This window comes from Labrys miyagiensis (assembly GCF_030160835.1).
GTDB classification, from domain to species: Bacteria; Pseudomonadota; Alphaproteobacteria; order Rhizobiales; family Labraceae; genus Labrys; species Labrys miyagiensis.
In genome coordinates, this window is sequence record NZ_BSPC01000052.1 from 78,200 (window position 1) to 92,763 (window position 14,564).

Sequence of the window (14,564 nt, forward strand, 5' to 3'; positions counted from 1 at the left end):
ATGTCTCCAGCCCAGCCTGAAACCGATCACCCCGGCAAGACGATCGGGATCGTCGGCGGCGGCAGCATCGGGATCGCCTTCGCCGTGGTGTTCGCGCGGGCCGGCCATCGCGTCAGGCTCAGCGAGCCGGACGAGACCCGGCGCGGCGAGGTGCCCGCGATCCTCGCGCACAAGCTCGGGGACCTTGCAGCCTTCAATCTCATCGACGAACCGGCCAGCGCCATCGCAGCACGGGTCGAAGTCGTGGCCGACATGGCGGAGGCGGTTGCCGGGGCGATCTATGTGCAGGAATGCGCGCCGGAAAGGCTGGCGCTGAAGCAGGCGATCTTTGCCGAGCTGGATCGCCTGGCGTCGCCCGCCGTCGTGCTGGCCAGCGCCTCCTCGGCCATCACCGCTTCGGCCTTCGCGCGGGACCTGCCCGGACGCGATCGCATCCTCGTCGTCCATCCCGGCAACCCGCCCTTCCTGATTCCGGTCGCCGAGATGGTGCCGGCGCCGTTCACCAGCGGGGAAGCGGTCGCCTTCGCGCGGGAACTGCTTGCCAGTGCCGGCATGGCGCCTGTCCTGGTCAACAAGGAAATCGAGGGTTTCGTGTTCAACCGCCTGCAGGGTGCACTGCTCCGCGAGGCCTATTGCCTGGTGCGCGACGGCGTGGCCAGCGTCGAGGACGTCGACCGTATCGTGCGCGAGGGCCTCGGCCTGCGCTGGTCGGTGATCGGGCCGTTCGAGACCGTCGACCTGAACACGCAGGGCGGCATCGCCTCCCATGCCGAGAAAATGGGCCCCGCCTATGCGCGCATGGGGGCGGAGCGCGGGCAGGACGATCCGTGGACGCCGGGTCTCGTCGAAAAGGTCGCCGCAGAGCGCCGCGCTCTGCTACCGCTTGAGGGCTGGGCGGAGCGCGTGGCCTGGCGTGACCGCCGCCTGATGGCCCTGATTCGCCATCGCAAAGCCGAGCCTGCTGCATGAGTGCCGAGATCCACATCACCTTCGAGGGCGAAACCGTTTTGGCGCGCAAGGGCGAGAGCCTTGCGGCCTCGCTCGCCGCCCATGGCGTCCAGGCCTTCCGCACCACCCGCTGCGAGGCCGAGCGCGGCCTGTTCTGCGGCATGGGCGTGTGCCAGGACTGCCTCGTGGAGGTCGACGGCAAGCCGAACCAGCGGGCCTGCATGACCAAGGTGGATCGGCCGCTTGTCGTGCGCCGCGAAGCGCACGCCCGCCCGTTGGCCCCGATCGATGCCGGCCGCCCGCCTGTCACGATCGGCGAGATCGAGATGATCGAGCCGGAAGTGCTGGTGATCGGGGCAGGCCCCGGCGGGCTTTCGGCCGCGATCGCCGCCCGAAGGGCAGGGGCCTCGGTGCTAGTGGTGGACGAACGCAGCCAGCCGGGCGGCCAATATTTCAAGCAATTGAGCGTGGAAGCGCCCCCGGAAGCTCCGCCCGATGCCCAGCACCGCGAGGGGGCGGTGCTGATCGAGGAAGCAGGGCGACTCGGTGTCGTGATCCGGTCCGGGGTCACGGTCTGGGGCGCCTTCGAGCCCAATGAGTTCGCCGCAACCGCCGAGGGGCGCACGCTGCGCCTGCTGCCGAAGGCCGCGATCATCGCGACCGGTGCCTATGAACGCGGCTGGCCGGTGCCGGGCTGGACGCTACCCGGCGTGATGACCACCGGCGCGGCGCAGACGCTCTGGCGTACCGCCCGCCGCCTGCCGGGCAGGCGCGTGCTGATCGCCGGTAATGGCCCGCTCAATCTCCAGCTTGCCGCAGAACTCATCGCCGGCGGCGCCGAGGTCGTCGCGGTGGTGGAATCCGCGCCGAGGCCTGGCGTGGCCCATGCCGGCCTGATCGCTCGCATGGCGCTCGCCTCGCCGCAGCTCATCCGGGATGGCCTGCGCTACCATGCAGCCCGGCGGTCCGGACGCGCCGCGATGATCCACGGCATGGTGGTGGCCGGGATCGAGAAGACGGCCGCGGGCCTATCGGTGCACCTGCGGAGCCAGGATGGCGCGGCGGAGCAACGCCGCGAGGTCGATGCGCTTTGCCTCGGCTATGGCTTCGAGCCTTCGAACGAGCTCCTGCGTGCGCTCGGCTGCGGCCACGACTATGATCCGCTGCGCCGGCAACTGGTCACACGCCGCAACAGCGACGGGCTCACCGATATCGCCGGCATCTATGCGCTCGGCGATTGTACCGGGCTCGGCGGCGCCCGGGCGGCGTTGGCCGAGGGCATCATCGTCGGGGTGGCTGCCGCGAGGGCGCTCGGACACCAGCCCGATGCCGGCCTCGCGAGCCGGCTGGCGCGCGCGGCCACCGATCTTGCCCGGCATCGGCGCTTCCAGCAGGCCCTGTGGTCCCTCTACGCCGCCCCCGCCTATTCGGCGAAGCTGGCGACGCCGGAAACGCTGCTCTGCCGCTGCGAGGAGGTCAGCTTCGGACAGATCGAGGAGGCGCTTTCAGAAGAGATGCGGCTGATGGGCGCAATCAAGCGGCGTACCCGCGTCGGCATGGGCCGCTGCCAGGGCCGCTATTGCGCGCCGGTACTCGATGCCCTGCTGGCCGAACGCTATGGCCGGCCGCGCGACGAGTTCACCGGTTTCGCCCCGCGCGTGCCGGTGAAGCCGGTGGCGATCGAAGATCTCGCGCGTCTGGGATGAGTGGCATGCTGGCGGCCCATCCCCTTCTTGGGGAGATCGATGTCCTCGTCATCGGCGGCGGCGTGGTCGGTTCCTGCCTCGCGGGCTTTCTCGCCGAGGAGGGTGTCGGCGTCGGTGTAATCGATGATGGCCGCATCGGCGGCTCCAATGCCAATGCCGGCAGCCTGCATGTGCAGATGCAGAGCCGCTTCATGCGTCTTTATCCCGAGAATGTGCCGGGCATGGAACAGCAATTGCCGCTCTACCCCAGGGGCGTGCGCTTCTGGCAGGCCTTGCAGGCCAAGCTCGGCAGCGAGTTCGACCTCAAGATGACCGGCGGCTTCATGGTGGCGGAGAGCCAGGACCAGCTCGATTTCCTGAAGGTGAAAGCGCGAAGGGAGCGCGAACTCGGCCTCGATGTCGAGATTCTTGATCGTGCCACGCTCGATCGCATCGCGCCCTATTTCGGGCCGGCCGTGGTGGGGGCCGAGCTTTGCGCCAATGAGGGCAAGCTCGACCCGCTGCTGTGCAATGTCGCCATCCGCCGCTGGATCAAGGGCTTGGGCGTCGTGCTGCTCGAGAACGAGCCTGCTGGTCGGATCCAGCGCGAGGGCGCGGGCTTCACGGTGCAGACCGATCGCGGGCCGATCAAGGCGGGCCGCGTCGTGCTGGCGGCCGGCTCCGGCAGCACCGATCTTGCCAGAGATCTCGGCGTCGCGATTCCGGCCCGGCCCGAGCCGCTCCATATGAACATCACCGAAGCGACCATGCCGCTGATCGGGCATCTCATCCAGCATGCCGATCGCATGATCACCCTCAAGCAGCTCGGCACCGGACAGATCGTCATCGGCGGCGGCTGGCCGGCCCGCCTGACTGGCGGGCGAGGCTATCCAACCGTGGAACTGGCGAGCCTCATCGCCAATGTCACGCTGGCCCAGCACATCGTGCCGCGCATCGCGCCTCTGCGCGTCATCCGCACCTGGGCAGGCATCAATACATCGGTGGACGGGCGGGGCGTGCTGGGGGAGGTCGGGCAGGTGCCGGGCCTGTTCGCGGCCATTCCCGGCGATGCCGGCTATACGCTCGGCCCGCTCTCGGCCCATATCGTCGCCCAGCTGATGCTGGGTCGCGATCCCGGCGAGGATGTCTCGCCTTTCTCGCCTGGACGGTTTGCCCCGGGCGCCTGAAGGGCCCTTGGCTTCAGATCTGCAGCGCGCGGGTGATGTTGTTGGAAGCCTCCAGCGCCTCGGCGAGAACGCGGGTGCGCATGTCCTCGGGCGTGATGCGCATGCTCGGGCAGCAGACGTTCAGCGCGGCGACGATCTTGCCCTGGCCGTCGCGGATGGGAACGGAAAGCGAGCGCAGGCCGATCTCGAGTTCCTGGTCGACGATCGACCAGCTCTGCAGCCGGACCTCCTCGATGATGCTGCGCAACTGCACCTTCGAGGTCACGGTGTTGGGCGTGAACTTGGTCATGGTGATCTCGTCCAACTGCCGGTACAGCTCGTCGGGCGGCAACGCCGAAAGCAGGACACGGCCGGTGGACACGCAATGTGCCGGCACGCGGCTGCCGATGGTGATGCCGACATTGATGCGCTGGTTCGAGGTGGCGCGGGCGACATAGATGACGTGGCCATGGTCGAGCACGGCCGCGAAGCACGATTCCTGCAGCTTCTCCGACAGGTCGTTCATGATCGGCTGGGCCACGTCCCAGATGTCCATCGACGACAGGGCGGAGAAGCCGAGCTCCAGGATCTTGGGGCGCAGGTTGAAATGTTTGCCGTTGGTCTCGACATAGCCCTCGCGCACCAAGGTGAGCAGGAACCGGCGGACCGTGGCGCGGGTCATGCCGGTTGCCTGCGCCACTTCGCTGAGGGTCATCTTGGGCGTGCGGCGCGTGAAGACCTTGATCACCTCGAGGCCCCGCGCCAGCGAATTCACATAGTCGCGGTCGCTGGAGTCATTGGCCGGAGTATCGGCGAAACCGGGGGCTTCATCCCTCACCAGCAGATCTTCGTTCACGTCGGCGGCGCTCATCAATTGATATCACCCAAACACAGATATTTCAGCTCGAGGAACTCTTCAATGCCATGTCGGGATCCCTCGCGGCCGATGCCCGACGCCTTCACGCCTCCGAATGGAGCGCCCTCATATGCCGTAATTCCGGCATTAACGCCAACAATACCGAATTCCAGGGCCTCGCCCACGCGCCACATGCGCGCGAGGTCTCGCGTGAAGAAGTAGGCAGCAAGCCCGAATTCAGTGTCGTTGGCCAGTGCGATAACTTCCTTTTCCTCAGCAAAGTGGAAGATCGGCGCCACCGGGCCGAAGGTTTCTTCCTGCGAGATACGCATCTGGGGGTTGGCGTCGGCAAGAACAGTGGGCTCGTAGAAGGTGCCCCCGAGCGGATGCCGCTTGCCGCCGGTGATCACCCTCGCGCCCTTGGCCAGCGCGTCGGACACATGGTCCTCGACCTTGGCCACGGCGGCCTCGTCGATCAGCGGCCCCTGCACCACGCCCTCCGCCATGCCGTCGCCGACCTTGAGCGCGCCGACCACCTCCGAGAAGCGCTTGACGAAGGCGTCATAGATGCCGTCCTGCACATAGATGCGGTTGGCGCAGACGCAGGTCTGCCCGGCATTACGGAACTTGGAGGCGACGGCGCCCTGCACCGCGGTCTCCAGGTTGGCGTCGTCGAACACGATCAGCGGCGCGTTGCCGCCCAGCTCCAGCGAGACCTTCTTGATGGTGCCAGCGGCCTTGGCCATCAGCTCGCGCCCCACCTCGGTGGAACCGGTGAAGGTCACCTTGCGCACGATCGGGCTGGTGACGAGCTCATCGCCCACTACCGAGGCAGCGCCCGTGATCACGCTGAACACGCCTGCCGGCAGGCCCGCGCGCTCGGCCAGCACGGCGAGGGCGAGGGCCGAGAACGGCGTGGCGCTGGCAGGCTTCAGCACCATGGTGCAGCCTGCGGCGATGGCCGGCCCGGCCTTGCGGGGGATCATCGCCATCGGGAAATTCCAGGGCGTGATCGCGGCGCACACGCCGATCGGCTGGCGGATCGCCATCATGCGCTTGTCGCTGGTGGGAGCGGGAAAGGTCTCGCCGGCAATGCGCTTGGCCTCCTCGGCAAACCATTCGAAGAAGGCCGCGCCATAGAGGATCTCACCACGCGCTTCCGGGAAGGGCTTGCCCATTTCGGCGGTGAGGATGAAAGCGAGGTCGTCGGCGTTGGCGACGATGAGGTCGAACCAACGGCGCATGATCGCCGCCCGCTCCTTGGCTGGCCGGGCGGACCAGGCAGGCAGGGCCGCCCGCGCCGCCTCGATCGCCGCCCTGGTCGTGGCGCGGCTGGCCTTCGGGACGCTGCCCACCACCTCGCCGGTGGAGGGGTTCTTCACGACGATCGCGCCCTCGCCCTCGGTCTCCCACCTGCCATTGATGAAATAGGCTTGGCGGAGGAGGGACGGGTCCTGAAGCGTATGCATGGTGCTCTTCCTGAAGAACGAAATGAATGGACGGTAGATGGTGATTCCAGAATTGTCACGCTATGCGAACAAATGTGCGCATAGCGTGACAATTAATCCTGAGGGGCATGCGACCCGAAGGGACTGAGGGCCTCGCCGAAGGGGCATGCCAGCGGCGGCATAGGGCCAAATTCCAGCCAATGACATGTTTCCCCCTTGCCAAATTTGAAAAGCGAGTGTCACAATAGCGGACATGCGTGCGCATAGCGAATACAATTGCGGCGCAGATGCAAGAGGGGACAAGCATGAAACCGCATGAAATTCGGTTCGGCATACCATCCGGTTCTGGCGTATCGCGACGGGGAGTCTTGCAGGGGCTGGGCGTTGCCGGCCTCGCGATGGGGCTCAATCTGCCCCATATGCTCAGCGCCCGCGCTGCCGAGCCGGTCACGCTGCGCTGGTGGTCGCCGCAGGCCTCGCCCGACCAGCTCAAAATGTACCAGGCGCAGATCGCGACCTTCGAAGCCGCCCATCCCGGCATCAAGATCGCCTTCGAGCCGACGTCGGACGAAGGCTATCCTGCGCAGTTCGCCGCTGCCTTCGCTTCCAAGCAATTGCCCAACATCGTCACCCATCTGCCGTCCTTCGCGGCCCAGAACTATTATGGGCAGGGCCTGCTGGAACCGATGGACGATGTCATCAAGGCGATCGGGGAGGACAAGTACTTCCCTGGCGCCAACGATGTTTACAAGACCGCCGACGGCCACTATTGCGGAACGGCGATCGGCAACACCGCCGCCGACATGCTCTGGCTGCGCAAGGACCTGATGCAGAAGGCCGGCATTGGCAAAGCCCCAGCGACCTGGGACGAATTGCGCACCGCCTGCCAGAAGATGCAGGGCGATGGCATCTACGGCGCCCCGCTGCCCTACGGCCTCAATTCGATGACCTCGCTGATCTTCATCGGCTTCATCCATCGGGCCGGCGGCCAGATCTTCTCGCCCGATCTTGCCGTCGCCATCGACAGCCAGCCGACCTATGACGCGCTCGATTTCTACAAGTCGATGCGCGATTTCTGCCCGCCCGGCGCCACCAACTACTCCTGGGGCGAGAGCCTGACCGCCTTCGTTTCCGGTGCCACCGCCACCGGCATCTATGCCGGGCGCGTGCTTGCCAATGTCAACAAGCAGAATCCCGGCATCGCCGATTCCGTCACCTGCGCGACCTATCCCACCATTTCGGCGAGCGTGCCGAGCTGGACCTTCAACGACTTCCCCTCGGTGTTCATCCCCAAGGGACCGGCCAATGTGGCGGAGACCAAGGCTTTCGCCGCCTTCCTGTTCGAACCGGCCGGCTATATTCCGCAGCTCCTGGCGGCTCCCGGCCATATCCTGCCGGTGCTGAAGACCATCGCCGCGGATCCCGCCTATCTCGCCGATCCCATCATCAAGAAATACACGGCCGAAGTGACCCTGATGGCCAACGCGGCGGCGGGCGGCAACAATCTCGGCTACGAGACGGCAAAGCATAAGCCCAATCTCAAGGCCAACGAGATCATCGCCTCCAACGTCATCGCCGAATTGGTGCAGCGCGTCGTGCTCAATGGCGAGGAACCCAAGGCGACGGTGGGCGACATCGCCAAGAAGCTCGACGGCCTGATGAAGGCCTGACCCCCAACGGGGGCGGCACGCGCCGCTCCCGCCTTTCCCGGACCGGACGAGATTGCATGACGATGGTAGCCAGCCAGCAAAGGCAGCGAATGCCGCTCGAAAAGCGCTATGCCCTACTGGGCGTGGTGCTGATCGCGCCGGCCGTGCTCACGCTCAGCGCCGTCATCATCTATCCACTGGTCTCGGCGCTCTACCTGTCGCTGTTCTCGATCTACACGCCCACGCTGCAGGGAAGCTGGGTGGGCCTCGACAATTATGCCGCGGTCATCGGCTCGCGAACTTTCTGGTCGTCCTTGCTGGTCACCCTGATCTGGACCTGCGGCACGCTGATCCTGCAGGTGGTGCTGGGCGTGGCCATGGCGTTGCTGCTCAACCAGAACATCCTGTTCCGTTCGCTGGCACGCAGCCTGGTGCTGTTTCCCTATTTCGTCTCCACCGTGGTGGCCGTGCTGGTCTGGCGCTGGCTGTTCAATGACCTCTACGGGATCCTCAGCCATATCCTGATCAGCATCGGCATCATCCATATGCCGGTAGACTGGCTCGGCCGCATGCCGAACGCCATGGAAAGCGTCATCGTGGTTGGCGCCTGGAAATTCTTCCCCTTCGTGGTGATCGCCGTGCTTGCGCGGCTGCAGACCATTCCCGAGCAGCTCTATGAGGCCGCCACCATCGATGGGGCGGGGGTGTTCGGGCGCTTCTTCGACGTCACCCTGCCCCAGCTGCGCGAGGTGCTGGCCATCGTCATCCTCCTGCGCACGATCTGGGACTTCAAGGAATTCGACCTGATCTACCTGCTGACCGGCGGCGGCCCCCTCAACAACACGCGGACCCTGCCGCTGATCGTCTACCAGCAGGCCTTCGGTCTCAACCAGATGGGCGTGGCGGCTACCTATGCCGTGCTGATGATGCTGGTGATGCTGGTTTTCATGCTCTTCTATCTCTACCGGGTGCGGAGGCAGGCAGCATGAGGGTCTCCAGCCGCGCCAACACCGTGCTGGTCAACCTGGTGACCTGGAGCCTGGTGATCGTGATCTCCTTTCCGCTGATCTGGATGGTGGTCACCTCGCTGCGCCCGCAGACCGAGCTCTTCAAGATCCCGCCGACGCTGATCCCCCGCTCGATCACCTTCGAGCATTACGCCAAGCTGCTGTGGGAGACGCCGTTCCTGCGCTACTTCGCCAATTCGATGCTGCTGGCGACCTCCACCACCATCGTGGTGGTGGCGATCGGCACGCTCGGGGCCTACAGCCTGGTGCGCTTTTCCTATCGCGGCCGCGAGTTGCTGGCGGGGCTGATCCTCTTCACCTATCTCCTGCCATCGGTGGTCCTGCTGATCCCGCTCTATCTGATGATGGTGAAGCTCGGCCTCGCCAACACGCTGACCAGCCTGGTGATCGCCTACACGACCTTTGCGCTGCCCTACGCGCTCTGGCTGCTGCGCTCCTTCATGGCCGGCGTGCCGGAAGACCTGGAATCGGCGGCGCTGGTGGACGGCGCCAGCCGCATGGGAGCGTTCTTCGACGTGATCCTGCCCCAGGCCCTGCCGGGCATCATCTCCACGGCGCTGTTCACCTTCATCCTGGCCTGGAACGAATATCTTTATGCCCTGGTGATGGTGAATGCGGACGACGTGCGCCCGCTCACCACCGGGGTGATGAACATGCTCATCACCTCCTTCAACATCGAATGGTCGCTGCTGATGGCGGCCTCCGTCATGATGAGTATCCCCCTCATCATCATCTTCGCATTCCTGCAGAGCTATCTCACCCGTGGCTTCGGTGCCGGCGGCGTGAAGGGCTGAGTGCAGCGGAGGATCTTCTGGCGTGGTTACTGTGACGTTCGACAAGGTGCGCAAGGAATTCGGCACGATGGTCGCACTGCCCGGGCTCGATCTTGCCATCGGCAGCGGCGAGTTCGTGTCCCTTCTCGGCCCCTCCGGCTGCGGCAAGACCACGACGCTGCGCATGCTTGCCGGCCTCGAACAGCCGACCAGCGGGCGCATCCTCATCGGCGATCGCCCAGTGAACAATCTGGCGCCCGGCGAGCGGGACATCGCCATGGTATTCCAGTCCTATGCCCTTTATCCGCATATGACGGTGGCGCAGAACATCGCCTATCCCCTGCGCAAGCGCGGCGTGCCCAAGGCGGAACGCCCGGCCAGGGTGAAGGCGGTGGCCGATCTCCTGCAACTCGGGCCGCTGCTCGAACGCAAGCCCCGGCAGCTCTCGGGTGGCCAGCAGCAGCGCGTGGCGCTCGGCCGGGCGCTGGTGCGCGAACCCAAGGTCTTCCTGCTGGACGAGCCGCTCTCCAATCTCGATGCCCAATTGCGCGCCCATATGCGGGCGGAGCTGATCGAGCTGCACCGTCGCCTCGGCAAGACCATGGTCTATGTCACGCATGACCAGCTCGAAGCCATGACGATGTCGACGCGCATCGCGGTGATGCGGGGCGGCGAACTCCAGCAATTCGCCACCCCGGCGGAGATCTATCACCGGCCCGCCAACGCTTTCGTCGCCGGCTTCATCGGTACGCCCGCCATGACGCTGGCCGATGGCGAGATCGCCGCCGGGCAGGGGAGGGCGATGCTGAAGCTCGGTACCTTGCAAATGGAGCTGCCGCCCGATCATCTCAGCCAGGCGCCGACAGGCGTCCTGCCCGTCACGGTCGGCGTGCGCCCGGAGGATGTCGTGCTCGGCGCCGGCGACGGTCAGGCCAGCATACGGGTGGTCGAGCCCACAGGCCATGAATCCATCGTGCTGGCGAATGCCGGTGATGTCGTCTTCACGGTGCGCGTGCCGGGGGACAGCCCGCTGCGGCCCGGCGACACCGTGCCCTTCGATCTCAGGCGCGAGCGCCTGCACATCTTCGAGCGCGCGAGCGGGCGCCGGCTCAATGCCGACCGTGACCTGGCATCCGGGCCTGCCCGCCTGAGCGTCACCGTCTGATTTCATCTGGAGATACCGTCATGCATGAGCTCTTGCGCAACACGCCCGACCTGGAAACGCTCGACAAGCGCTATCTCTTCCATCCCTTCACCGCCCTGGCGGACCATGAGCGCAACGGCCCGATGGTGATCGTCAAGGGCGAAGGCGTCTGGCTCGAAGACAACCACGGGCGCCGCTATATCGATGGCATGGCGGGCCTGTGGTGCGTCAATGTCGGCTATGGCCGCCGCGAAATTGCCGATGCCATCCACCACCAGGCGGTGACGCTGCCCTATTTCCATGCCTTCTCGTCCTGGGCCACCGACACGCCGATCCTGCTGGCGGAGAAGATCATCGAAATGGCGCCGGTGCCGATGTCGAAGGTGTTCTTCGGCCAGTCCGGTTCGGACGCCAACGACACGCAGGTCAAGCTCGTCTGGTATTACAACAATGCGCGGGGCAAGCCCGAGAAGAAGAAGATCATCGCCCGCAACCGTGGCTATCACGGCGTGACCGTGGTGTCCGCCAGCCTCACGGGCATGCCCGCCCTCCATTCCGGCTTCGACCTGCCGCTGCCCTTCGTGCGCTACACCACCGCGCCTTATCGCCTGTGGGAAGCCACGCCCGGCATGTCGGACGCCGCCTTCACCGCCAAGCTCGCCAGGGATCTCGAGGACCTCATCCTAGCCGAGGGGCCGGAGACGGTGGGGGCGGTGATCATGGAGCCAGTGATGGGGGCTGGCGGCGTGATCGTGCCGCCCGAGGGCTATTACGTCGCCATCCGTGCCGTGCTGGACAAGTATGACGTGCTCCTCATCGCGGACGAGGTGATCTCCGGTTTCGGACGCCTCGGCACCATGTTCGGCTCCACGGCCATGGCGATGCAGCCCGATCTCATCACCGTCGCCAAGGGCATCACCTCGGCCTATGTGCCGCTCTCGGGCTGTATCGTATCGGAGAAGGTCTGGCGCACCATTGTCGACGGCCAGTCCAAGCTCGGCGCCTTCGGGCATGGCTACACCTATTCCGCCCATCCGCTGGCGGCCGCGGCGGCTCTCGCCAACCTCAAGATCATCGAGGATGACGGCCTGGTGGCGCAGGCCGCCAGCCGCGGCGCGCTCATGCACGAGAAATTGCAGCAGGCCTTTGCTGGCCATCCCCTCGTGGGCGAGATCCGCGGGCGCGGCCTCGTCGGCGCCGTGGAATTCGTGGCGAAGAAGGAACCGGCGACGCGCTTCGATCCCACGCTCAAGATCGCCGGCCGCATCGTCAAGGCTGCCCTGGCGGAGGGGCTGATCACGCGCGCTTTGCCGCACGCGGACACCATCTCCTTCTCCCCGCCCTTCGTGATTTCGGAGGAGGAAGTCGCCTTGATGGTCTCGCGTGCCCGCAAGGCCGTCGACACGGTGATGGACGAGCTGGTGCGCGAAAAGATCTGGTCGGCTTGAGCCGACCGCCATTTCATCAGGGAATTTCTTAATGGATAGGACAAGCGTCAACTGGGCCGGCCCGATGCCGGCCATCACCACGTCCTTTCACGATGACGGACGCATCGACGAGGCCGAGTTCGCGGCCAATATCGAGCGCCTCATCAAGGATGGCGCGACCGGCGTGGTGGCGGGCGGCTGCACGGGCGAGTTCTGGGCGCTCAGCCATGACGAGCGCAAGCGCCTCTATGAAGTGTCGAAGGAGGCGGTCGCTGGCAAGGGCACGCTGATCGTCGGCACGGGCGCGGTGACGGTGGACGAGGCCGTGGCCCTGTCCCGGCATGCCGAAAAGGTCGGCTGCGACGGGGCGCTGATCCTGCCGCCTTATTTCGTCAAGCTCACGGACGACGAGATCTACGCCCATTATCGTGATGTCACTGATGCCATCGGCCTGCCAGTGGTGCTCTACAACATTCCCGGCAATGCGGTGAATGCCCTTACGCCGGCCCTGGTTTCGCGCCTCGCCGATCTCGATCGCGTGGTGGCCGTCAAGGAGAGCTCAGGCGACTGGAACAATTACTACGGCACCGCGCTTGCCGTGCGCGACCGCCTGCGCGTCTTCTGCGGGCCCTCCTCGGTCTTCGGGGTTCCCGCCGTGGATCTCGGCGCCGACGGTACCATCGATTGCTTCCCGAACATGTGGTCACCCGGCGGCCTGGATCTCTATTTCGCACCCAAGAGCGGCGACAGGGCCAAGGCCGAGCAGGTCCAGGCTCTCGGCCGCAAGCTCACCGATCTGTGCACGTCGGGCGGCCGCACGCTCTATCCCGCCACCAAGGCTGCGATGGACATGCTGGGCCTGCCGGGCGGCGGCAAGCCGCGCGCGCCCCTGCGGGCGCTCGCGGGCGAACCGCTGGCCGGGCTTGAACGCGGCTTGAAAGAACTCGGCCTGCTCTGATGCAGGCCCAAATCGGCACCCTCATCTTTAGGAGACGGTCATGACCATTCAAGAGAAGATCCCGGGTTCGGCGCCGCAGCTGACGCCGGTCGACTACAGCGTCAAGTTCGGCGAGTTCATCGGCATCGGACCAAACGGTAATCTTTTCGTCGATGGCTGCGACGTGCAGGTCCTGGCCGAGAAGTTCGGCACGCCGCTCTACATCATTTCGGAAAACCAGCTGCGCCACACCTATCGTGCCTTCCGCGATGCCTTCCGCCGGCATTATCCGGAGGTCGAGATCTTGTTCGCCAACAAGTCGAACAACGGTCTCGCCATCCGCCACATCATGAACCAGGAGGGAGCCGGCGGCGACTGCTTCGGCGCGCAGGAGATGTATATGGCGCTGCTCGCCGGCACCAACGCCCGGACGCTTGTGCTCAACGGCTCCAACAAGCAGGATGAGGAGCTCGAAATGGCGATCGCCAACGGGCTCTGCATCAATATCGATGCCATGGACGAGCTCGATCGCATCGTCGAGATCGCCGAGCGGCTGGATCGGGAAGTCGATATCGGCATCCGCCTCAAGCTCGACCTCGAACCGCTGCGCGCGCGCACCGGGGTCGCCATGCATGGGCCGGGCACGCTCAAGCAGCAGAGCGACTCCACCAAATGGGGCATGACGCGCGAGCAGACCGTCGAGATCGTCAAGCGCGCCCTTGGCATGCCGCACATCAAGCTAAAGGAAACCCATTTCCATCTCAGCCGAATGTCGAACGATCCCAATGATTTCGCCGTGATGGCGGGGGAAATGCTGACCTGGTCGGGCTATCTTCGCGACAATGCCGGCTGGACGCCGCCCTGCATCGATATCGGCGGTGGCTGGACCTTCGGCAAATGGTACGGCACCGGCCCCAACAGCCAGCTCGACGACGCGAAGGCGCCCACCGCCGAGGATTATGCCCGCCTGTGCTCGGCGGCGATCAAGGAGGAGGCGGCCCGTCTGGGCCTGCCCTTGCCCAAGCTGCGCCTCGAGCCGGGCCGTGCGCTGTCCGGCCCCGCCGGTGTCGCGGCCGGCCGGGTGGGCGCGGTGAAGGTCGGCGCCAGCAAGAAATGGGTGAACCTCGATCTTTCGACGAACCACCTGTCCTGGGCCGCCGTGCTCGACTGGTATTATCACGCCGTGCCGGTGAAGAATGCCGGAGCGGAGGCAAGCGAGGTGGTCGATCTGGTCGGGCCTCTTTGCAATTCCGACGAGGTCGGTTCTCACCGCAAGATGCCACTCCTGAAGCGCGGCGACTTCGTCGCCTTCCTCGATGCCGGCGGCTACACCGAATCTTCGGCGGCCCGCTACAATGCGCAACTCCTGCCGGCGACGGTCCTGGTTTCGGGGACGCAGGCCGAGATCATCACCGAGCGCGAGCAGATGAAGGACGTCGCCGGCCGCTTCCGCGTCCCCCCGCGGTTGCTGGCATCCTCCTTCACGCCGAAGCCTTGAGCTTC

Annotated in this window: 12 protein-coding genes; 10 read left to right on the top strand and 2 right to left on the bottom strand. The window is 65.7% G+C overall.

The window, feature by feature from the left end; genetic code table 11:
- From QQL24_RS23185 to QQL24_RS23195, 3 genes are read left to right on the top strand one after another with little or no spacing between them, the layout of a single operon-like run.
- Entirely contained in the window at nucleotides 1-969 is a 969-nt protein-coding gene (locus tag QQL24_RS23185; protein WP_284314663.1) for a 3-hydroxyacyl-CoA dehydrogenase, read from the top strand.
- The gene (locus QQL24_RS23190; protein WP_284314664.1) at nucleotides 966-2,654 is read left to right on the top strand and encodes an FAD-dependent oxidoreductase; all 1,689 of its coding nucleotides are present in this window, start codon (nucleotides 966-968) and stop codon (nucleotides 2,652-2,654) included. The genes QQL24_RS23185 and QQL24_RS23190 overlap by 4 nt, the downstream gene beginning before the upstream one ends.
- A 5-nt stretch (nucleotides 2,655-2,659) precedes the next feature.
- The gene (locus tag QQL24_RS23195; protein ID WP_284314665.1) at nucleotides 2,660-3,820 is read left to right on the top strand and encodes an NAD(P)/FAD-dependent oxidoreductase; all 1,161 of its coding nucleotides are present in this window, start codon (nucleotides 2,660-2,662) and stop codon (nucleotides 3,818-3,820) included.
- Nucleotides 3,821-3,833: 13 nt separating this feature from the next.
- On the opposite strand, the gene QQL24_RS23200 is transcribed toward QQL24_RS23195, so the two are convergent.
- The gene (locus QQL24_RS23200; RefSeq protein ID WP_284314666.1) at nucleotides 3,834-4,670 is read right to left on the bottom strand and encodes an IclR family transcriptional regulator domain-containing protein; all 837 of its coding nucleotides are present in this window, start codon (nucleotides 4,668-4,670) and stop codon (nucleotides 3,834-3,836) included.
- Complete coding sequence (locus tag QQL24_RS23205) at nucleotides 4,670-6,124, bottom strand: NAD-dependent succinate-semialdehyde dehydrogenase (RefSeq protein ID WP_284314667.1); 1,455 nt, start codon at nucleotides 6,122-6,124, stop codon at nucleotides 4,670-4,672. The genes QQL24_RS23200 and QQL24_RS23205 overlap by 1 nt, the downstream gene beginning before the upstream one ends.
- Nucleotides 6,125-6,408: 284 nt before the next feature.
- Here QQL24_RS23205 and QQL24_RS23210 point away from each other — a divergent pair, with 284 nt between their 5' ends.
- The 7 genes from QQL24_RS23210 to QQL24_RS23240 are packed head-to-tail and all read left to right on the top strand — an operon-like array spanning nucleotide 6,409 to nucleotide 14,559.
- Nucleotides 6,409-7,773, top strand: coding sequence for an ABC transporter substrate-binding protein (locus QQL24_RS23210; RefSeq protein ID WP_284314668.1), 1,365 nt, complete (start codon nucleotides 6,409-6,411; stop codon nucleotides 7,771-7,773).
- Nucleotides 7,774-7,829: 56 nt separating this feature from the next.
- A complete protein-coding gene (locus QQL24_RS23215) occupies nucleotides 7,830-8,741 on the top strand; it encodes a carbohydrate ABC transporter permease (protein WP_284314669.1) in 912 nt (303 codons plus the stop codon).
- Complete coding sequence (locus tag QQL24_RS23220; RefSeq protein WP_284314670.1) at nucleotides 8,738-9,574, top strand: carbohydrate ABC transporter permease; 837 nt, start codon at nucleotides 8,738-8,740, stop codon at nucleotides 9,572-9,574. Before QQL24_RS23215 ends, QQL24_RS23220 begins: the two co-directional genes overlap by 4 nt.
- 22 nt (nucleotides 9,575-9,596) lie before the next feature.
- Complete coding sequence (locus tag QQL24_RS23225) at nucleotides 9,597-10,718, top strand: ABC transporter ATP-binding protein (protein WP_284314671.1); 1,122 nt, start codon at nucleotides 9,597-9,599, stop codon at nucleotides 10,716-10,718.
- Nucleotides 10,719-10,738: 20 nt separating this feature from the next.
- Nucleotides 10,739-12,145 (top strand): aminotransferase, encoded by a 1,407-nt coding sequence (locus QQL24_RS23230; RefSeq protein WP_284314672.1) that lies wholly within the window; start codon nucleotides 10,739-10,741, stop codon nucleotides 12,143-12,145.
- Between the two features lie 31 nt (nucleotides 12,146-12,176).
- Complete coding sequence (locus QQL24_RS23235) at nucleotides 12,177-13,082, top strand: dihydrodipicolinate synthase family protein (RefSeq protein ID WP_284314673.1); 906 nt, start codon at nucleotides 12,177-12,179, stop codon at nucleotides 13,080-13,082.
- A 40-nt stretch (nucleotides 13,083-13,122) separates the two neighbouring features.
- Nucleotides 13,123-14,559, top strand: a complete 1,437-nt coding sequence (locus QQL24_RS23240) for a diaminopimelate decarboxylase family protein (RefSeq protein WP_284314674.1) — start codon at nucleotides 13,123-13,125, stop codon at nucleotides 14,557-14,559.
- The last annotated feature ends 5 nt before the right edge of the window (nucleotides 14,560-14,564 follow it).

Excerpts from the sequence above, each read along its gene's own strand:
- QQL24_RS23210 (WP_284314668.1), top strand. The coding sequence starts at position 6,409 with ATGAAACCGCATGAAATTCGGTTCGGCATACCATCCGGTTCTGGCGTA.
- QQL24_RS23235 (WP_284314673.1), top strand. The coding sequence starts at position 12,177 with ATGGATAGGACAAGCGTCAACTGGGCCGGCCCGATGCCGGCCATCACC.
- QQL24_RS23200 (WP_284314666.1), bottom strand. The coding sequence starts at position 4,670 with ATGAGCGCCGCCGACGTGAACGAAGATCTGCTGGTGAGGGATGAAGCC.
- QQL24_RS23185 (WP_284314663.1), top strand. The coding sequence starts at position 1 with ATGTCTCCAGCCCAGCCTGAAACCGATCACCCCGGCAAGACGATCGGG.
- QQL24_RS23190 (WP_284314664.1), top strand. The coding sequence starts at position 966 with ATGAGTGCCGAGATCCACATCACCTTCGAGGGCGAAACCGTTTTGGCG.
- QQL24_RS23240 (WP_284314674.1), top strand. The coding sequence starts at position 13,123 with ATGACCATTCAAGAGAAGATCCCGGGTTCGGCGCCGCAGCTGACGCCG.
- QQL24_RS23220 (WP_284314670.1), top strand. The coding sequence starts at position 8,738 with ATGAGGGTCTCCAGCCGCGCCAACACCGTGCTGGTCAACCTGGTGACC.
- QQL24_RS23205 (WP_284314667.1), bottom strand. The coding sequence starts at position 6,124 with ATGCATACGCTTCAGGACCCGTCCCTCCTCCGCCAAGCCTATTTCATC.
- QQL24_RS23195 (WP_284314665.1), top strand. The coding sequence starts at position 2,660 with ATGCTGGCGGCCCATCCCCTTCTTGGGGAGATCGATGTCCTCGTCATC.
- QQL24_RS23230 (WP_284314672.1), top strand. The coding sequence starts at position 10,739 with ATGCATGAGCTCTTGCGCAACACGCCCGACCTGGAAACGCTCGACAAG.
- QQL24_RS23215 (WP_284314669.1), top strand. The coding sequence starts at position 7,830 with ATGACGATGGTAGCCAGCCAGCAAAGGCAGCGAATGCCGCTCGAAAAG.